Source organism: Streptosporangium sp. NPDC023825 (assembly GCF_040639575.1).
Taxonomy (GTDB): domain Bacteria; phylum Actinomycetota; class Actinomycetes; order Streptosporangiales; family Streptosporangiaceae; genus Streptosporangium.
This window is the reverse complement of record NZ_JBFAAE010000031.1, coordinates 61,412-80,357: the sequence shown is the minus strand read 5'-3', so window position 1 is coordinate 80,357 and position 18,946 is coordinate 61,412. Positions and strand designations below refer to the sequence as shown.

Below are 18,946 nucleotides of genomic sequence, written 5' to 3'. Positions count from 1 at the left end.
AGGGTGTATCCGCTCAGGTGAGGTAACTATGAGCCCAGCTGAAGGCCGCAGGAATGGTGGAACCGGTGGACTGGCTGGACGATCCGACTATTCGTCGGTGCGTCGCGGAGGGGCAGGGGCCGGAGCGCCGGATCGAAAGGGCGACGACACGACCGGCAGAAGCCGATCCGGCTGGAACCCTGTTACCGCAGGTAGGGCTCGAGGTCCTTGACAGCGCCGGACCCGGCGCAGTATAAAACCAAATAGTTATAGAACCGGAAGGTAATAAAAGTGTCTGCCGACGTTCTCGACGCGACGTTCGCCGCGCTGGCCGACCCGACCCGGCGAGCGATCTTGACCCGGTTGATGGAGGGCGAGGCCACGGTGACCGAGCTGGCCGCGCCGTTCGCGATGAGCCAGCCGGGCATCTCCAAACACCTGCGGGTGCTGGAGCGCGCCGGACTGATCTCCCGCGGACGCGACGCGCAGCGCAGGCCCTGCCGCCTGGAGGCCGGCCGGCTCAAGGACGCCGTGGACTGGCTGGCGAACTACCGTTCCTACTGGGAGGAGAGCTACCAGAGGCTGGACGACCTGCTCGGCGAGCTTGAGACCGGCGAAGCGAACGCGGTCGAACGGGAGAGCGCGTGGCCCGGTAGCGCGAACACCGCCGAACGGGAGAGCCCGTGGCCTGGCGAAGCGAATGCCGCAGGACAGAAGAGCCCGCGGCCCGGTGAAGCGGACGCCGCAGGACAGGAGAGCCCGCGGCCCGGCGAAGCGACGAACACCGCCGAGCGGAAGCGCCCGTGATGGCGCGGCAGGAGCGGGCCGAAGGTCTGACGGTGCGGGCGGTGTCCGACACCGACCTCGTGCTCACCCGGACGTTCGCCGCGCCCCGCCGGCTCGTCTTCGACGCGTTCACCCGCCCCGAGCTGCTCCGCCGATGGCACGGCGCACGCGGCTGGCACCTCGTCGTCTGCGAGATCGACCTGCGCCCAGGCGGTGCCTGGCGCTTCGTGTCGCACGGGCCCGAGGGTGCCGAGCTGGGCCAGAGCGGGTTGTTCCACGAGGTCGACGCGCCCGGCCGGCTGGTCCAGAGCGAGGTCCACGACGGATGGGAGGAGGGCGAGGCCCTCGTCACCACCGTCTTCGACGAGCAGGACGGCCGGACCGCGATGACCACCACGGTGCGCTACCCCTCACGCGAGGCCCGCGACGGCATCCTCCGCACCCCCATGGAACGCGGCGCGGGCGAGGCGTACGACCGTCTCGCCGAGATGCTCGACGAGACGTCCGCGAACGGCGGCCCGTGACGCCCGGCCGTGACCGGCGGCCCGTGACGCCCGGCCGCGAAAGACGAGCTGTGACGACCGACCTACAAGGCGAGTCGCGATGACCGACCGTCAAAGGCGAGCCGCGATGACCGACCTGAGAGGCAAGCCGCGATGACCGACGCCCAGCCCACGCAGACCGAGATCCCGGCCGACATCGCCGACGTCCCGGCCGGCCTCACCACCCCTCCCGTCCCTCCCGGCACGTTTCTCCTCGAACTCGTCCCGGTGCCCGTCAAGGACATCGACCGGGCCAAAGCCTTCTACGCCGACCGCCTCGGCTTCCACGTGGACGTCGACGTACGGCCCGCGGACGGGGTCCGGATCGTCCAGCTCACCCCGCCGGGCTCGGCCTGCTCGATCACCCTGACCGAGGGCGTCCCGTCCCTCGACATGCCGGTCGGCACGCTGCGCGGCCTGCACCTGGTGGTGAGCGACATCGAGGAGGCCCGCGCGGCACTCATCGAACGCGGCGCGGACGTGGGCCCGGTCGAGGACCTGGGCGGTGTCCACTACGCCGCCTTCACCGACCCGGACGGCAACACCTGGACCCTCCAGCACATGCCCTGGCGCGTCTGAGGACGTCTTTCACAGCTGATGTACCCGGCGTTCGCGCGACTCGGCCGGAGCGGCAGTGCCATCCCCGGGCGGCCACCGGCCCGGGGACGGACCGACGTCACCTCACGTCGCGACGGTGAAGGTGTCGATGTCGAACAGGTAGTTGGTGCGCTGCCGACGAAGACCGGATACAGAGGTCCGGAGGCCGACCCGCTCAACGTCGTGGACACCGTCGCGTAGGTGTCCCACAGGTTGTCCAGCGTGGAGGACTTGAGCTGTTCGCTGAGCGGCTTGTGGGCGCGGGTGCCGCCGAGCAGCCGGGCCCAGAAGCTGATCTTCCATGCCTTGGACCAGCCGGTGCCGCCGTCGTCACCCGCGAGGTGACCCCGGCCTGCGGGTCGGCGCCCCGGTAGGCGGGGTAGCCGTCGGAGTAGTCGGTGCCCGCCGACAGCACCAGCATCACGCTCTCGGCCCCGGACACGGTGACACGGTCTCCGGAGTCCGTGCGGGTGCCGCCCTGCTTGACCACCTGCACCTGGGCCTCGAACCGCAGGCCGTTGTCGGCGAGTCGGCCGCGGATGGTGAGCCGGCCGTTCGAGGCGGTCACGGTCTTGTCGGTACGCGGTGAGGTGTGCCGCAGCGTGAACGACACCCGGCCGGTCTGGTTGGCCGAGATCCGGGCCACGATCACGTTGCCGGGGTTGCCGGCGAAGTACTCGCGGGTGTACTCGACGCCTCCCGCCGCGTAGCCGACCCTGGCCACGGCCTCGCGTAGGCTCAGCTCGCGGCGGTACCCCGTGGTGCTCGTTCGTAGATGTCCCGTTGCCCCGCCAATCTGTTAACCTTATTTTTGAAAATTCCTCCATCGTCAAGGTTGACCAGATGCCCGTCTAGACGTCTGTCCGGCGAACTTTCCCGCAGATCAGGGATATGAAGACATTCACGGTGACGCGCGCCGCAGCCGCGCAACGGCCGACGCTACATCGCGCACTGGTAGTGCTCATAAGGACGCGGCACTCCCGGCTCCCTCTACAGTCTGCTCATGGCACAGCGACGAGAGACGCGAGCGGAGACGGGTGACACCCGTCGGCTGATCACTCGAACGGAGATCGCGGAGTGGGCCAAGGTGGCCCGTCCGGCCGTCACGAACTGGGAGAGGCGGCACGCGGACTTCCCCAGGCCCGTGTCGGCGGGGGAAGCCGAGTACTTCCGGCTCCAGAGCGTGCTCGCCTGGTTGGACGCGCGCCGCGTCCCGGCCAACAGGTTGATCGGTGACGAGCCCCCCGGCACCACGTACGGCGACCGGGTACGACGCGGTCTGCCCGACAACCAGCCGCCTCCCGCGGCCGGGAATTCACCCGGGGATTCACCCGGTGAGGGGTACGCACGACGGCTGCACGAGCTGCTGGCGATGGCGGACGCGATCAGGGGCTCCGCTGCCATGGCGGACTACCTGGCCCTGCTGCTCACGCTCAACTTCCTGCGCGTGGCCGAGCCGGAGCGCTGGACGAGGTTGCACGAGCAGCCCGTCCGCGCCGATGGCGCGAAGCAGGCCAAAGACCTGCTCCGGAACATCGGGCACGCGGCCGACGAGGCGCTGCGCCGCCGCGGTGTGCCCCCGGGGCTGCAGGACTCCCTGGTGCGGCTGACCCCACGTACCGGCCAGGAACTCAGGCGAGTCGTCGATCTCTCCGCCGGCCTCGGACGCGAGACGTACGAGCGGCTCCTTGGCAGGTACGAGGAGCAGGTCGCGCTGCGCAGCGGCGAGTTCTTCACGCCTCCCGCGCTGACCAGGCTCATGGCCGACCTCGTCGTCTCCGGTGCCGCCAAGATCAGACGCATCTACGACCCGTACGCCCGCGGAGGCGAGCTGCTGGTCGCGACCGCCGCCGCGGCGGGCGGGAACACGGACGTGCGCGGCGAGAGCCCGCGCCTGGAGACCCTCCGGTACGCCGCGATGAACCTCGCCCTGCACGGTGCCGACGCGATCCTGGAAGTCGGCACGGCCACTCCGTGGGAGGTACGCGGGAACCGGCCGCCGGTGCGGGCGGACGTGATCGTCACGAACCCGCCGTTCAACATGGGCTCGACGACGGGAAAGAGGACCCGGACAGCCTGGCCGTACGGCGCGCCGCCGGCGGGGAACGACAACTTCGCCTGGTTGCAGTACGTCCCGCGATCGCTGGAAGTCGGCGGCAGGGCGGCTGTGATCATGCCGCAGAGCGCCGGGACGTCCGCCAACCAGGCCGAGCGGGACATCCGCCGCAACATGGTGGACGCCGGGGTGGTCGAGTGTGTGATCGCCCTGCCGGGCCGGCTGTTCGCCGCCACCGACGTGCCCGTGTCCGTGTGGTTGCTGCGCCGGCCGGGCACTCCCGGCGCGCCGGTGCTCCTCATCGACGCGCGGGAGCGAGCGGCGAGATCCCGCGACCACCGGACCCTGCCGCCGGAAGACCTGAACGCGATCGTGACCACGTACCGGCGGTGGCGTGACGGCCAGGCCCCGGACGGCGGGTACGAGGCGGGCGACAGTCTCGGTGTCGCGGTCCGGCCCGACGAAATCCACGCCCGCGACTCCTCACTCAACCCCGCCGACTATCTCGCCGACGAGCCGCCGAACGACGCGGCCAAAGGGCTGAGCACCGTCGCGGACGCGTTCGAACTGCTGGCCAGGACGCAGATTCAGGCGAACGAGGCGGGCCGGGCGGTCGTCGCGAACGCGGCGGCGCTCGCCCGGGGGAGCGGGGGCTCGTTCGCCTCCATCTCGGACGGCTGGACCCGTACGACACTGGCGGAGGTGTGTGAGATCCAGGCGGGTCTCTCGTACTCGCGCCTGCGTGACGAGCGACGCGTGCCGGACGGCGCCATCCCCATGGTGCGGCCCAGGCATCTGCGGGAGGGCCACATCACCGCTTCCAGCCAGGAGAGAATCCCGGCCGAGTTCGCCGCGTCGTACGAGCGCTACCTCCTTCAACCGGGCGACATCGTCTGCATCCGCTCCGGCGCGCTGGTCCCTCCCGCGTTGGTACGCGATGAGCACCACGGCTGGCTGCCGCACCACAACCTGTTCCGCCTGCGCGCGCACCGGCCGGAGGCCGTCGATCCGCGCTACCTGCTCGGCCTCCTGTCGCAGCAGGACGCGCTCGACTGGGTGTACGACCGCTCGGCCACGGCGGGAGCGCGCTCCATCAGCACCCACTCGTTCGGAGAGCTACCGGTGACGCTGCCCCCGATGGCCGTGCAGCGGCGCGTCGCCACCCTGCTCCACGATCTCGACCTGCAGATCTCACTTCACCGGCGGCTGGTCACGGCCGCCACGGACGCCCGCGCCCTGCTGACCGAGGGCCTCATGAGCGGGGCGCTCGCTCTCGACCCGGCATGACCCCGTCTCTGAGGAAGGAAACCTCGTATGGACCCGCAACCTCCCACCGGCCCGAGTGCCACCAGGTCCCTCTGGCTGGCGATCGCGGGGCTCTTCTCCCTGGTGATCGCCCTGGTCGCGGGCATACTGAAGAGCCAGACCGGCGCGGGGCTCGCCGATTCGGCACTGATGAGCGGTGGCGCGTTCGCCGCGGCGATGATCCTGTGCCTGGCGGTCCTGGCCGCGGCCCAAGGACCGCGATGACCCTCCGGCGTCTCCTGACCGAACGAAGGCGGAAGGCAGGCACCGGACACTGAACCGCGCCGGGACCGCTGGAGGCTTTGATGTGCTCCGGCGCGGTTCAACCTGGCGAGTCCCGCGGAAATCCGCTGTCACCCTCTTCGCGCAGGCCGGCTGTTCAGAGCCGTCCTCGCCCTTTGAAGCCCTTCGAAGCCCTTCGAACGCGAGAACATTCACCGGCGGCCGGCGTTACGACCCGGATGGTTCCGGGACGACGCCCCACATGAACGTGGAGCCCCTCAGCAGTTGTTCCGTCACCCTGATCCCGGTCAGGTGCTCGACGAGCAGAAAAGCCGGCCCTTCGTACATAGAGGAGGACGACGGGTAAAGCCTGTCGATCTCCGCCATCACGTCCGCGATTTCGTCCGGCTCCTCTTCCGGAGGTTCTTCGTCGAATCCGTAGCAGAATCGGATCTCGCCGTTCTCACACCAGTGGAAGTAGTCCAGACCTTTGACGCTGAGTGCGGCCTGGGAGACGAGGCGGGTGCCCTCGGAAAGTTTGGTGATCACGTCCTCGCAGGTGCCGAGCCAGTCAGTGTCGAAGACGAACGTCCAATCGCCGATGGAGGTGACGCCGAGAGGTTCCCCGGAAGTCGGGTAGTCATCCGGGTCTTCGGGGAGGGGGCCCGGCGTGAAGTCCTCCCATCGACCGCCGAGGCGGGCGACCACCTGTTCCGGCGTGGCGCGTATGTAGATGAAGCTGTAGCACTCCTCGCCGTATTCGCCGCGGAGCCAGGAGACGTCAATGGGCCGGATGGTCATGTCGTCATGCTGCCAGCCGCCACCGACAGACACGGAATCCGGTCGTCACCGGCCGATGGGGCCGGGCGTAATGCGGCGTGAACTCAGGATGCCGGCGATCGGTGAGCCTTTTCATCCTCCCGGCCGGGCAGTTCGGGAGCGAATGATGGGGAGTCGCTTGAAACGGGAGGAGAGGAATCGTCGGCGGCCTGGTTGTTCACCCTCTCCCGGCTCAGCCGCTCCGAGCCGCGGCTTCAGGACGCCACGACGTTCACGGACGTTCGACACGGGTGGGGGTGCCGCGTACGAGCTCGTCGTGGATGCGCCATCGGGCGGTGACGGCGGCGCGCCCCGCCTCCTCGTCGCCGTGCTCGATGCGCTGTCGCAGCAGCCGCATGGCGATGCCGCGGTTGAGGCTGAACCGCCGCTCGGTGTCGACCACGACGACGATCCCCGAGGGCCGGTGGGTCGCCCGCACCGCCGTGCTGGCCTTGTTCCGATGCTGGCCGCCGGGGCCGCCGGTGCGGCAGGCGACGATGTCGACGTCGGCTTCCGCGAACGTCGTGCGCGGGGTGCCGACCTCGCACGGCCGGGCGATGACGTACCAGTTCTTCCGCCCCGTGCCGGCCCGGTACGGGCTGGGGGCCTGCCAGCACAGGGTCCCGGTCCACGAGGCGGCGAACGCCTCGGCGCCGGCTCCCGACATCCGGATCAGGACCGACCGGTAGGTGCCGGGCCGGTCGCCGGGAACGGTCTCGGCCCGATGTGTCTCCAGATTCCGCCGGGTGGCGTCGGTTTCCAGGCGGCGCAGCAGCCGGGCCAGCGCCCAGGCGCATTCCTGCGGGCCACGCCCGGCCGACAGGAGCAGGTGGACGCTCACCGCCGGCCTCGCCTGCGCGCTCACGACCGGCCTCGCTTCCGGCGGCGGTCCCGCTGGGGCGTGGACCCGAGGTCGGGCGTCTTGTAGGTGACCAGAGGGACCGTGGTGGCCACGGGCGTGGCCAAATCGTGGTCGGCGAGGTCGGCGATCACCTGCTCGATGCGCTTGTAGGCCGTCGGCGCCTCCTCGAAGAGCAGCTGGCGGTCTCCGCACACCACCAGCGACCCCACCGGCGTGCGGCGCAGCTCCTCGACCGTGTGCTTGGCCCGGCCCCGGCGCAGGGCGTCCGCACGCGACATCTTGCGGCCCGCGCCGTGCGCGACGGAATGGTTGGCGTCCGGTCCGGCATGGGCGGCCACGAGATAGGAAGGGGTGCCTCGCGTACCGGCGATGAGCACGTCGTTGCCGTCGCCCGGCGCCGCCCCCTTGCGGTGCAGGTAGACCCCGTCGCGGATCTCGACCAGGTTGTGGCACTGGTCGACGAGCGGCTCGGCGGGCTCGGACCCCAGGGCATGGGCGACCCGGGCGGCCATCAGCCGCCGGTTGAGCGATCCCCAGCGTACGGCGTCGTCGTGCATCGCCAGATAGGCGCCGGGATCGGGGGCGGGACCCGCGCCGTGGACCTCGGTGTGCGCCCGCAGGATCCGCTCGCCCAGCCCCCGGGAACCGCTGTGGACGATGAGAACCAGGTCGCCCTCGGCGAGTCCGAGACGGCTCGCGTGGCCCGGCTCGAAGACGGTGCCGATCCGTGCCAGCTCGACGAAGTGATTGCCCCGGCCGACCGTCCCGAGGCCTTCGGTGTGACCGGCGGGAATGTCGCCCTTCACCACGGCCCAGGCCGGGTCGCCGGCGTCCCGCTCGGGATCCAGCGCGCGATCGAGGTCGGGGAAGCGGGCGGCGAGTTTCTCGGGTACGGCGCGCTTGAGCTTCATGGGGAACACCGCGATGCCGCACCCGATGTCGGAGCCCACCAGGAACGGGTACAGCACGGTCGACGCCATGGCGGCGCCGATGGGGGCCCCCTTGCCGGGGTGCAGGTCGGGCATGGCGGCGACGTGCGTCATGCCGTCGAGGGCGGCCACCTGGTGGCACTGCGCGAGGGCGTCGGACTCGATCCAGCTCGTGGGGGAGGCGAACACGGTGACGGTGGCCGAACCCGTGGCCGCGGTGGACGGCGGGGAGTGTTGTTGCGACAAGGAGGCTCTCTCGAAGGGCATGGGCTCTCAAAGGCTCAAAGGGCATGGGCTCTCAGAAGGCATGGGCTGACAGCGTTACGGGGCGCGTCGGCGCCGTGGCATCCCGCCGTGGCGTCTCGGGGGCGGGGTGCTGTCCGTCAGAGCGTCATGGACACCACGTTCCCCGAGCTCGCCACGCGAGGCAAGCGGTTTTCGGCCGTACGGGCCTGTGCGTCTGGCAGGCCGGGACCTCGGTCGTGACCGGCTTCGTCGTCGACGGGGTGCCGGCCCTGCCGCACGACCCCGCGTGCGAGTTCGTCGTCCTCAGCCGGGCGTGAGGCAGCCGGTGGGGCCCTCGCAGTACTCGACGGCCTCGGCCAGGCCGAGTGCGGCGCCCGCGGCGAAACCGGCCTCGTACCGGGAGTCCCCCGCCAGCGCGCGGGCCGCCGCCTCGCAGCGGGCGCGGGCGTCGCGCAGCTCCGGGGAACCCATCTGGGGGTGGCCGTAGTCGCGCCACAGCTGATGACCCAGCCCCAGCAGCCGGGCGGCGCGCTCGCCGTCGCCGGCCGCGACCGCGACCTGGGCGAGGGCGTCGGCGCAGTTGGCCATGCCGAGGCTGTCGCGCAGCAGGTAACGGGCCCGCAGCGAGCCGGCCGCCAGCGCCGCCGCCTCGTTGAGCCGTCCCATGACCAGGGCGACCTGGCTGCCGATGTAGTCGCCCCACGACCGGGTCCAGATCTCGCCCAGGCCCTCGGCCACGGCGCGGTGCTCGGCCAGTGTCGCCTGCGCGCCGTGCGGGTCGCCCGCGTGCAGGAGCGCGAACGCGCGCGAGATGAGCAGCGTCAGCAGCCGGGCGGGCGGCCCGTCGCCCTCGCGGTGGCGGGCCACGGCCCGCCGGGTGGCGGCCTCGGCCACGGCGTGCTCCCCGGCCAGCGTCGCCGCCACCGCTTCGAGGTGGGAAGCGTAGACCAGCGCGTCCTCCGCCTCCACGGTCCCGGCGCCTTCGGCGATCACCGAGGTCGCGGCGGCCAGGCAACCGGCGGCCAGGCGGCGGGTGGCCGCGAGGTCCCCCTGGCCCACGGTCAGGTGGCCGCAGGCCCACAGCGCCTTGGTGCGCTGCGGGGAGGGCTCGGGGGCGGCGGCCAGGATGCGGTCGAGGTGGTGGCGGCCCTCGCGCAACCGGCCGCACGCGGCCCACAGGGGCCACAGGGCGGCGGCCAGCTCAAGGGCGCGCAGGTGCTCGCCGGACCTGCTCACACCGAAGTCGAGGGCGGCGCGCAGGTTGGCGTCCTCGCGCAGGAGGCGGTCGCACCACTCGACCTGGCCGGGGCCGAACCACTCGGCCTCGAACCGCAGCGAGAGGGCGTGGTAGTGGTCGCGGTGCAGCCGGGCGGACCGCTCCTCCTCGCCGATCTCCCGCAGGCGCTCCCTGCCGAACTCGCGGATCGCGTCGAGCAGGCGGTACCGGCCGTCGTGCTCGCGCATCACGATCGACTTGTCGACCAGGCCGGCCAGCACCCGCCATACGTCGGCGGTGTCCTCGCTCGCGCCGACGTCCTCGGCCGCGCGCAGGTCGAAGGTGCCGGGGAAAATCGACAGCCGCGCCCACAGCGCCCGCTCCCCGGCCGAGCAGAGCTGGTGGCTCCACTCGATGGCGGTGCGCAGCGTCTGGTGCCGCGCCTGAGCCGTACGGGTGCCACCGAGCAGCGCGAACCGCGCGTCGACGCGCTCCAGCATCTCGGCGACCGTCATCACGCGCAGCCGTACGGCGGCCAGCTCGATCGCCAGGGGGATGCCGTCGAGCCGGTCGCAGAGCCGGGCGACCTGGTCGTGGTGGCGGTGAGGGCGAACTCGCGGTCGACGTCCCTGGCCCGCTCGGCGAACAGCGCGGCGCCGTCGCCACTGCCCGCCATCGGCCGCACGGCGTACACGCGCTCGCCGGGCAGGGCGAGGGCCTCGCGGCTGGTGGCCAGGACGCGCAGGCCGGGCGCGCCGCGCAGCAACGACTCGGTGAGGTGCGCGCAGGCATCCACCAGGTGCTCGCAGGTGTCCAGGATCAGCAGGGTCCGCCGGTCGGCGAGGTGGTCGCGCAGCTCGTCGGCGGGCGGCCGGGCGGTCTGCCCGGCCACGCCGAGGGCCTCGCCGACGGTCTCGGCCACCAGGCCGGGGTCGCCCAGCCCGGAGAGGTCGACCAGCCAGACGCCGTCGGGGGTCTGCGGTGCCAGGTCGCGGCCGACATGGACGGCCAGCCGGGTCTTGCCGACGCCGCCGACGCCGGTGAGCGTGACGAGCCGCGACCCCGCCAGCAGCCGCGCGACCTCGGTGACCTCGGCCCGCCGCCCGACGAAGGTGGTCGTGTCGGCCGGCAGGTTCCCGCGCGTACGGGCGACCGGCCCCGGCAGCAGCGCCGGATCGGCCTCGATGATGCGCTGGTGGAGGGCCACGAGGGCGGGCCCGGGAGCGAGGCCGTGCTCCTCGGCCAGGCGAGCCCGCAGGTCGCGGAAACTCTCCAGCGCCTCGGTCGGCCGCCCGGCCCGGTAGAGCGCCAGCATGTGGCTCTCCCTGATCCGCTCGCGCAGCGGGTGGGTCTCGACGAGCGGGCGGATCTCCTGGAGCGCGGCCTCGGTGTTGCCGCGTGCCAGCTCGATCTGCGCGAGGTCCTCGATGGCGGCCAGCCGCTGGTCCTCCAGGCGGCTGCGGGCGGGCTCCACGAACGCGCCCGACGCGTCGGCCAGGGCGGGCCCGCGCCACTGCGCCAGGGCCTGCCGGAGCATGCCGGCCGCCTCGGCGGGTGGCAGCGTGCGGGCGCGCCCGGTCATCTCCTCGAACCTGGCGAGGTCGAGCGTGCCGTACCCGGCGGCGATGCCGTACCCGGCGGGGCCGGCCATCACGGCGTCCTCGCCGCCGAGGTCGCGCAGCGCCATGCGGACGGCGTGGATTCCGGTCTGGATCTGCTGGCGGGCCGTCGCCGGGGCGGCGCCGCCCCACAGGGCCTCGGAGATGGCGTCGACGGAGAGCAGTCGGCCCTCGTTGAGCAGCAGCAACGCCAGGAGTCCGCGCCGCTGTGAGCGACGGACGGAGACGCGAAGGCCATCCCGCTCGACCACGACAGGGCCGAAGACCGAAAACTGCATCGATGTGCCGTCCGTCCCCTATTACGTGCTGAGGCGGCTCTTGTGTAGCGAATGCGTAGTGATCATGTCAACTGTGTGTACGGCGTCCCGCGATCATCGTGAGCACCACTCCGAAACTCCTGGGGGAACCACCGTGCGCAGCAACCTCCTCAGCCGGGCCCTGGTGGCCGCGGCCGCCGCCGGGCTCGTCGTCGCCACCGCCACGCCCGCCAGCGCGTACACCTCGTTCATCGAGCTCAAGCAGAGCGGCAACATGGCCGCCATCGTCTGGTACAACTCGGGCACCCACAACATGACCAAGGGCCGCAACTCCTTCACGCTGCGGGCCGCGGCGGGCACGACGTGGGCCAAGCTCCTCTACACGACCCAGTACGCCGGGGGGAAGTGGAACTCCACCCACAAGGTGACCACCAGCGGCGGCAACGCGGCCGAGATCACCTTCAGCGACTACAAGTCCGACACCGAGCGCCACTGGATCAAGTACCGCCTGTGCATGTACCGCGGCGGCACGGAGACCTGCTCGGTCAACACCATCACCGACTACATCGACTGACCGGTCCCGAAAGGAAAGCGTCCTGACAGGGCGGACGCCCGCGTACTAGACAGGCCGGGGTACGGAGGCCCATCGGGGGACGCCCGCGTGCTAGACAGGCCGGGGCACGGAGGCCCATCGAGGGAGCGTGAACCACAGGGGCACGGCGCGGCGGAGCGCTTCGGGACCCCGCACCTCGACCGCGTGGGCGCGCAGCGCGTCCGACCAGCTCAGGTCGCCGCGCCAGACCTCGACCATGCTGCGCAGGCCGGCGGTCACCGTCACGGTCACGGCGTGGCCAGGATCCGTGTCGCAGACGTCGACCTCGCCACGTGTGATCACGAGCCACCAGTGGCGACTGCCGGGCGGCACGTCCGGGAACCGGAACTCGATGACCGTCCGCCCGTCCGGAACGGCGGCCCGGTCGACGTTGCGGTGCATGTCCCACAGCAGCAGCTTCGGGTCCAGGTCCTCGTCGCCCAGCTCTCCGATCCAGCGGACGCCCCAGGCGGCGAGTGCCTCGACCACCGGTCGCAGTTCGTGGCCGGCCTGGGTCAGGACGTATCGCACGTCGTTGTCCTCGGCGTGCCTCTCCACGATGCCGGCATGTGTGAGCCGGTGCAGCCGTCGGGACAGGAGCGTGGGGGACATGCGCGGCAGGCCGCGACGCAGCTCGTTGAAACGCTCGGTCCCGCACACCAGCTCCCGGATGACGAGCAGCGTCCAGCGTTCGTCGAGGAGTTCCACGGCCTTGGCGACCGGGCAGAACTGGTGGTACGAGGAGCCCATGCTCCGCAGTCTAAGCTCGGCCGCCGTGAACGCCAGAGACAGCCGGCCGGGTCTCGGCCGGGTGCTGGTACAGATCGTGTACTGGATGGCGAACCCGTCCTTCCTTACCGTCGATCCCAGTTCACCGCGGCGATGAGGGAGAAGCAAGATGAACGTAAAGAGCGACGCGCTGGAGGCCGACCGCGCACTGAAGGCCAGGCATCGCAAGATGTGGGCGCTGGGCGACTATCCCGCGGTCGCCGCCGAGATCATCCCTGATCTCGGCGCGATCCTGGTCGAGGCGTGCGGGGTGGGACGCGGGGACCGGGTGCTGGACGTGGCCGCCGGGTCCGGCAACGCCGCCATTCCCGCGGCGCTGGCCGGGGCGAGCGTGGTGGCCTGCGACCTGACCCCGGAACTGCTGGAGGCGGGACGGGCCCTGGCCGCGCAGCGCGGCGCGAAGGTCGAGTGGCGGCAGGCCGACGCGGAGGCCCTGCCGTACGCCGACGGCGAGTTCGACACGGTCCTGTCCTGTGTCGGGGTCATGTTCGCTCCCCACCACCGGGCCGCCGCCGACGAACTGATCCGGGTCTGCCGCCCGGGCGGCACGATCGGCCTGCTCAACTGGACGCCGGAGGGGTTCATCGGTCAGATGTTCGCGACGATGAAACCGTACGCGCCCCCACCTCCGCCCGGCGCGCAACCCCCTCCGCTGTGGGGCAGCGAGGATCACGTCCGTGCACTGCTCGGGGACGCGGTCACCGATGTCGTCGCGCGCCGGCAGACGGTCACGATCGACCGGTTCGCTCACCCCGACGCGTTTCGTGACTACTTCAAGGCCAACTACGGCCCGACCGTCGCCGTCTACCGGGGGATGACCGGGGACCCCGACCGGGTCGCCGCCCTGGACCACGCCCTCACCGAACTGGCCCGCCGCCATCTACAGGGCGAGAAGAAAACGGTGATGGAATGGGAGTACCTCCTCCTCACCGCACGCAAGCGCGGCTGACGACAAACCGGTCTGCCCCGGGTCCGGTGGAGTCGCGTCTCCCACCCGGGCGGTCATCGACGGATCGCTGTGATCCTGGGTAGGAATCGCTGTGATCCTGAGCAGACCGCCGTACACGCCGGCTCAGCTCACGGATGGGTCAGTCGCGGAGCTGGTGGGTGATGGACGGGTCGGTGATGGCGGTGTCGGCGGCCAGCAGGAACGCCTTCGACAGGATGACCGACAGCATCCCGCCGTCCTCCTCGAAAGGCAGGAAGAGCTGGTCGCCACCACCGCGAGGGACGATGCAGAGGTAGGCGTCATTGGGGTCCATGAGGATGTTGCCCGAGCCGAGGTGGATCTTGTAGGTGCGCAGGTCGCCCCGGACCACCAGGAAACGGTCGGTCAACGTGCACCGGCCGGCGATGGTCGTGCGGCCGAGCAGCCGGGACAGCGCGTCTCGGCGCACCTCGGCGGACGGTGGCAGCGGCCCGAACGAACCCGTCCGCCAGTGGTCCCGCAGCCGATCCGGCCCACGGTCGGTCCATTCGGGGTCGGTCGCGATCGAGGTGACCGCGACGAACAGGTCCACGTCTCGCATCGCCTCGCTGAACACCAGCCGCGGCACCTCGGTCAGCGGCGCCGGGTGCCACGCGCCCTCCGTGAGCCGGTGGAAGCGGACCTGGTCGGTCACCGCGTACCCCTCGTCGTGCGAGAGGTACTCGTGGTGGAACTCCGCCCGCCATCGTCCACCGGTCAGTACGCGTCGCGCCTCCCCGGAACGACCGCCGTCCCAGGGCCCCAGGTAGTCGGCGCGCCAGCCCCGCTGCTTGAACAGCGCGTACAGCTTCCGGTGGTCGACCACGTGCCCGCCGAACCTGTTGGAGTAGATCCCGGTCGCCTCCTCGGCGGGCGTGAGCAGATATACCTCACGGAACGCCTGCTTGAACGGCTGCCGCAGCTCCTTGTCCTGCACGACCTCCCGCCAGGCGCGCACCTCCTCCGGCGACGCGCGGGCCGGATGCCACAGCCGCACCGGCATGTCCGGCAGGCCCAGCCCCAGCTCGCTCCGCCACACACCGGGGGAGACCTCGAACTCCCAGATCAGCCGATCGGTGAGCGGCTGCCCCGCCAGCTGCCGGTACGGCGGCGCGTTCTCGCTCGCGTATCCGGCTTCCAGCGCTCTGACCAACGTCGCCTGCTGCTGCCGAACCCGCCTGGCCAGCTCCCGCAGCCGCTTGACCTCGTCCGCGTGCTCACGTCTGACCGCTGCGGGGACGGACTTGAGCCTCCTGTCCCCGTGCCACCACGACAGCTCGACCTCGCCCTCGGTCGAGATCACCGCCGTGTGCTCGCCCACCGCCTGTCGTACCCGCCCGTCGGGCAGCCGGAAGGCCACCTCCACCCGGTCGGCCAGGGCGGGTTCGATCCGCTTGAGCATGCGGTCCAGCTGTTTGGACACCCCCGCGTGCCTGGTCGCCTGACGGGCGGCTCGCAGCGCCGAGATCGCCTCCGGGGTGGGGTGGTCCTCCACCGCTCGGGCGACCTCGAACAGCACGCCCTGCGAGGGCAGCGTCCTGGCCTGGGTGGGTGCCACCGAGACTCCGCGCAGGAGCCGCCGCAGCAGTCCGGGCAGCCAGGGCTCGTCCCGGAAGAGCGCCAGCCGTACGGCCCGGCCGATGGTCTCCTTCTCCCCGTCTTCGAACGCCTTGTCCGCCCGATAGGGGATCTGCCCGGCGTGGATCGCTGCGACGCGGGCCTCGGCCGCCTCCAGGGTCGCCTGGGTGAAGGCCACATAATCGGACAGGCCGGCGAGCCGTTCCCTGAGGTCGGGCAGCGGCGGCGAGGAGGTGTACGACCGCTCCTCCTGTACCGACTCGGCGTACAGCGCCCGGCGCTCGGCACCCCAGCCGAGCAGCAGTTCCACCTCGGCGACCGCGATCGGCCCCCGCCTCTCGATGAGCCGGGCGGCCACCTCCATGTCCAGTCCCGCGAGCCCGGCCGCCGCCAGCAGGAAGAAGGGGGTGTCCAGCCGGTTCTCGCGCAGCAGGAAGCCAACCAGCACGCGGGCGGGATCGGCCAGCCGCTCCAGCGGCGCTCCCGCCGGGCAGCGCACCAGCGCACCGATCCCGACGCACAGGTCCGCCCATTTCCGGGTCTGCAATCCCTCGACCAGTGCGTCGAACATGTCGACGCACGCCTCGGGCGTGAACAGCGGTTGCCGCTGCCTGGCCTGCTCTTCGGTCGAGAACCGGGCGCTCATGGCGCCGCCGCCCTGTTTCCCGACCCGGTAGGCCGCAGGGATCAGAGTGCCCAGCTCGACCGCGCTCACCTGAGAGGCGTCGGGCCACTCCTCGTGGTCCTTCCCGGCTCCGGTCATCAGATCCAGCAGGTGCCGCGCTTGAGGGGAAAGCCGCATGCCTTGAGGGGAAAGCCGCATGCGGGAGATCCTGCCGGATGCCACCGACAGAGGCACCTCACCCGCTTCGGAACTCCTGACCGAATGATTCGCGATCTCAGGAGTCGATCTCCCAGAAGAGCGCACCCATCTCTTCCGGCCCGCTAAGGATCTTCACCAGGGGGTCCGGGTCAGCACCTGGAGGGAGATCGACAGAGAGGTAGGTGCCCTGCAACCACTCGTGAGCCAGAGCGGATGCGCAGACGACGGAACCGGCGCAGCAGGGCGAGGGCCTGTTCCACGACCCGGCGATGGGTGCCCAGGCCGGAGCCGTGCGGAGTGCCGCGGCGCGGGACGACCGGCTCGATGGTCCTGTCGCGAAGCCGGCACCGGTAACGGTCATGGTCGTAGGCGCGGTCGGCACACGGCCTGCGGGCTTTCTGCGGGGACGGCCGACCTTTGAGGATCAGCGCTCCTCTCGACGGCTGGCCCCGGAACACATGCGCCATCCTGAGCAGAAGAATCACACGCACATCCCCTCGTCTGCTGCAGGAGTCGTCGATGCCGGCACGTCGGATCGTCCCCAACATCCAGTCCGAAGCCCTGGAGGAGAGCGCGGAGTTCTACGGCCTCCTGGGCTTGGAGGAGGTCATGAACCACGGCTGGATCATGACCCTCGCCTCTCCTTCCGTTCCCACGGCGCAGGTCAGCATCATGACCGGTGACAAGACGGCACCTGTCACTCCGGACATGAGCATCGAGGTGGACGATGTGGACGCCGCCTATGCGGCCATGCGTGACAGCGGTGCCGAGATCGTGCATCCGTTGCAGGACGAGGAGTGGGGCGTCCGCCGGTTCTTCGTCCGTGACCCGAACGGCCGCGTGGTCAACGTCCTGGGGCACCGCTGACCGCGGAGGTTCGGTAACGGCGGTGGCAGCCGATGTACGGCATCGCCCGGCCGGCCAGGTAGTGACCGATCCGCACTCGCAGTGGCCGGTCCATCGCCGACGTCTTGACCTCTTCGCGCGACGAAGCCGGACCGCGTAATCCCTATGGGGCACTCTGTGTACTCCCGCAACCGGCCGTTCATGAGGTCCCAGAAGGAGCGGAAGCGCATGGCTCCGGGTAGCCAGGGTGCGAGGTACCAGGCCTCCCACTCACCGTCCGGGGTCTTGATGTGGGGGTTGAGGAGGTACGTGCCGTCGTCGTATTCGCCGATCTGGAGGGTGTCCGGTAGGTACTCTGCCCGGAGATGGACCGTGTCCTGACCTTCCCCGTAAACGAAGTAGTCCTCATCGGGCACGCTCAGGAGCTTCTCGTCCGGGGACGACCACATGCCGGCCAGATGCGGATCGAGATCACGAAGCCAGCCGATCTCGGCAAGCGGCAGCAACTGACCGCAGGCGATACCGTCCTTGTCCCAGCCGTTGGTGACCTGGAGGAATTCCCTGTAGCTCGGGGGCAGGCGGGCACCAAGACGCTGCTCGTGCCGCACGATCTCGGGCTCAGCGACCCCAGGTGAGCCCAGCCAGTTCTGAGAGCTAACTTCGGCCGAGAGGTGTTCGGGGTCATCCCCGTACACCCGCTCAATGGTCGAGCCCACATGCCGCAGAAGGCCGAGCCAGGGATGGCGCATGTCGCCGGGGACATGGATGGCGCTCATGGGCCATACCGTACGGCAATGTGATCAAGAGAATTCGATGATGTGCGGCAGACCGTTTCCGGCTGGGTAGTGCTCGGTACACACGGTTGTCGTTGTCGCTGCGACGGATCATCAGGATCTCGTCCGCCTCGTTGGGCGACCATCACGTTGAAGGACGGGACCGAACTCTCGGCTGCACGTGATCGTTGAGAGGAGGCGTACTGAGCCCCAGGTCAGGGGCTAAAACAGCTGGTCAGAAGAGTGCCCCCGGCATGATTCGAACATGCGACACCCGCTTTAGGAGAGCGGTGCTCTATCCCCTGAGCTACGGAGGCAGGGGCTCCTAGTAAGAGTAGCGAAAGTGGCGAGTGGTTGCGCGCTCCGAGGGGGAGTTGGGGCCAGACGATGGGTTATCGGTTCGCTGGCCTGGAGTAAAAGGGCGGCAAGTGGGCGGGTGTGGGGTGGTGGGCGAGGTTAGCGTCACGTTCCGTGATCGACAGGCGACGGAAGCGCATACGCGGGCATCGCGCCCTGCGACCGGTGGTGCTGTGTGGCGCGATGCTGGCACCCGCGCTTCTGGCCGGGGGGTTACTGGTGGCCGAGCTCACCGGCTACGAGGCGGCCGTCCAGATGGCCGACGGCGATGCGGAGCCTGAGGGGTCTGGAGAGGCCGAAGGACGCGGAAAAGCTGAAGAGGCCGAGAAAGCCGCAGAGGCGGCGGAGGCGGCGGAGGCGGCGGAGGCGGAAGAAGCCGAGGGGCCCGGGGAAGCGGAGACGCTTCACGGAGACGAAGGTCTCTGGGCGAAGGGTGGGGAACGGCAGGGCTCCCAGGGAAGTGGTGGAGCCTGGACCGGCGCGGCGTCCCGGGTGGGAGCCGGGGAGCCGGAGAGTTCGCCGGACGGGGAGCCGCAGGGGGACGTGGTAGCCGTGGTTCCGGTCGTGGTCGGGCCCGTGCGGAGCCGGATGTTCGAGTCGAGGCTGGTGCCTCCGCCATTGCGGCCGGAGCGGGTGTACGGGGGGTGGGTGCCCGTCGCGGCGAAGTCGGGAGTGCGCCGTACGGAGGGAGTACGCCGTACGGAGGAGGGCGCGAGCGAGCCCGGCCGGCCGGACGATGCCCGTGAGACGAGCGGGACGGGTGGTATGGGTGGGACAGATGTCGTC

Annotated in this window: 15 protein-coding genes, 1 tRNA gene and 2 pseudogenes; 8 read left to right on the top strand and 10 right to left on the bottom strand. The window is 70.7% G+C overall.

Translation table 11 applies throughout. From position 1 onward, the window contains the following. Positions 1 to 270 precede the first annotated feature (270 nt). The 3 genes and pseudogenes from AB0G15_RS25395 to AB0G15_RS25385 all read left to right on the top strand — a co-directional run. Positions 271 to 567: pseudogene (locus AB0G15_RS25395) on the top strand (metalloregulator ArsR/SmtB family transcription factor); the annotation flags it as partial. Positions 568 to 827: 260 nt separating this feature from the next. After that, complete coding sequence (locus tag AB0G15_RS25390; RefSeq protein WP_362844274.1) at positions 828 to 1,289, top strand: SRPBCC family protein; 462 nt, start codon at positions 828 to 830, stop codon at positions 1,287 to 1,289. Positions 1,290 to 1,421: 132 nt separating this feature from the next. Then, on the top strand, positions 1,422 to 1,886 hold the full coding sequence (locus AB0G15_RS25385; protein ID WP_362844272.1) for a VOC family protein: 465 nt from the start codon (positions 1,422 to 1,424) through the stop codon (positions 1,884 to 1,886). Between the two features lie 193 nt (positions 1,887 to 2,079). Here AB0G15_RS25385 and AB0G15_RS25380 read toward each other — a convergent pair whose 3' ends face one another. After that, positions 2,080 to 2,700: a glycoside hydrolase N-terminal domain-containing protein gene (locus tag AB0G15_RS25380; RefSeq protein ID WP_362844322.1), complete on the bottom strand. Its 621-nt coding sequence runs from the start codon at positions 2,698 to 2,700 to the stop codon at positions 2,080 to 2,082. A gap of 207 nt (positions 2,701 to 2,907) precedes the next feature. On the opposite strand from AB0G15_RS25380, the gene AB0G15_RS25375 reads away from it, so the two are divergent. Then, positions 2,908 to 5,247 (top strand): N-6 DNA methylase, encoded by a 2,340-nt coding sequence (locus AB0G15_RS25375; RefSeq protein WP_362844270.1) that lies wholly within the window; start codon positions 2,908 to 2,910, stop codon positions 5,245 to 5,247. 27 nt (positions 5,248 to 5,274) lie between these two features. After that, a complete protein-coding gene (locus tag AB0G15_RS25370) occupies positions 5,275 to 5,490 on the top strand; it encodes a hypothetical protein (protein ID WP_362844267.1) in 216 nt (71 codons plus the stop codon). A gap of 225 nt (positions 5,491 to 5,715) precedes the next feature. On the opposite strand, the gene AB0G15_RS25365 is transcribed toward AB0G15_RS25370, so the two are convergent. The 5 genes from AB0G15_RS25365 to AB0G15_RS25345 all read right to left on the bottom strand — a co-directional run bounded on the left by AB0G15_RS25365 (position 5,716) and on the right by AB0G15_RS25345 (position 11,456). Beyond that, positions 5,716 to 6,288, bottom strand: a complete 573-nt coding sequence (locus tag AB0G15_RS25365; RefSeq protein WP_362844264.1) for a DUF6461 domain-containing protein — start codon at positions 6,286 to 6,288, stop codon at positions 5,716 to 5,718. Positions 6,289 to 6,538: 250 nt separating this feature from the next. Then, entirely contained in the window at positions 6,539 to 7,171 is a 633-nt protein-coding gene (gene prfH, locus AB0G15_RS25360) for a peptide chain release factor H (RefSeq protein WP_362844261.1), read from the bottom strand. Then, a complete protein-coding gene (locus AB0G15_RS25355; protein WP_362844258.1) occupies positions 7,168 to 8,343 on the bottom strand; it encodes an RNA ligase RtcB family protein in 1,176 nt (391 codons plus the stop codon). The genes prfH and AB0G15_RS25355 overlap by 4 nt, the downstream gene beginning before the upstream one ends. A gap of 303 nt (positions 8,344 to 8,646) precedes the next feature. Further along, entirely contained in the window at positions 8,647 to 10,074 is a 1,428-nt protein-coding gene (locus AB0G15_RS25350) for a hypothetical protein (RefSeq protein WP_362844256.1), read from the bottom strand. After that, positions 10,074 to 11,456: a BTAD domain-containing putative transcriptional regulator gene (locus tag AB0G15_RS25345; RefSeq protein WP_362844254.1), complete on the bottom strand. Its 1,383-nt coding sequence runs from the start codon at positions 11,454 to 11,456 to the stop codon at positions 10,074 to 10,076. The genes AB0G15_RS25350 and AB0G15_RS25345 overlap by 1 nt, the downstream gene beginning before the upstream one ends. Before the next feature lie 133 nt (positions 11,457 to 11,589). Between AB0G15_RS25345 and AB0G15_RS25340 the strand changes: the two genes are divergently transcribed. Then, positions 11,590 to 12,009 carry a hypothetical protein gene (locus tag AB0G15_RS25340; RefSeq protein WP_362844252.1) on the top strand — a complete coding sequence of 140 codons (420 nt, stop codon included), beginning with the start codon at positions 11,590 to 11,592 and terminating at the stop codon, positions 12,007 to 12,009. A 90-nt stretch (positions 12,010 to 12,099) separates the two neighbouring features. Here the strand turns inward: AB0G15_RS25340 and AB0G15_RS25335 are convergent, their stop codons facing one another. Beyond that, the gene (locus tag AB0G15_RS25335) at positions 12,100 to 12,777 is read right to left on the bottom strand and encodes a helix-turn-helix domain-containing protein (protein ID WP_362844249.1); all 678 of its coding nucleotides are present in this window, start codon (positions 12,775 to 12,777) and stop codon (positions 12,100 to 12,102) included. A 148-nt stretch (positions 12,778 to 12,925) separates the two neighbouring features. Between AB0G15_RS25335 and AB0G15_RS25330 the strand changes: the two genes are divergently transcribed. After that, complete coding sequence (locus tag AB0G15_RS25330) at positions 12,926 to 13,765, top strand: class I SAM-dependent methyltransferase (RefSeq protein ID WP_362844246.1); 840 nt, start codon at positions 12,926 to 12,928, stop codon at positions 13,763 to 13,765. Positions 13,766 to 13,904: 139 nt separating this feature from the next. On the opposite strand, the gene AB0G15_RS25325 is transcribed toward AB0G15_RS25330, so the two are convergent. After that, the gene (locus tag AB0G15_RS25325; RefSeq protein ID WP_362844244.1) at positions 13,905 to 16,163 is read right to left on the bottom strand and encodes a DUF4132 domain-containing protein; all 2,259 of its coding nucleotides are present in this window, start codon (positions 16,161 to 16,163) and stop codon (positions 13,905 to 13,907) included. Between the two features lie 540 nt (positions 16,164 to 16,703). Here AB0G15_RS25325 and AB0G15_RS25320 point away from each other — a divergent pair. Further along, on the top strand, positions 16,704 to 17,051 hold the full coding sequence (locus AB0G15_RS25320; RefSeq protein WP_362844241.1) for a VOC family protein: 348 nt from the start codon (positions 16,704 to 16,706) through the stop codon (positions 17,049 to 17,051). A gap of 296 nt (positions 17,052 to 17,347) precedes the next feature. On the opposite strand, the pseudogene AB0G15_RS25315 reads toward AB0G15_RS25320, so the two are convergent. Both AB0G15_RS25315 and AB0G15_RS25310 read right to left on the bottom strand, forming a co-directional pair. Continuing rightward, positions 17,348 to 17,779: pseudogene (locus tag AB0G15_RS25315) on the bottom strand (SMI1/KNR4 family protein); the annotation flags it as partial. A gap of 268 nt (positions 17,780 to 18,047) precedes the next feature. Further along, positions 18,048 to 18,120, bottom strand: a tRNA-Arg gene (locus tag AB0G15_RS25310). Positions 18,121 to 18,946 lie beyond the last annotated feature (826 nt).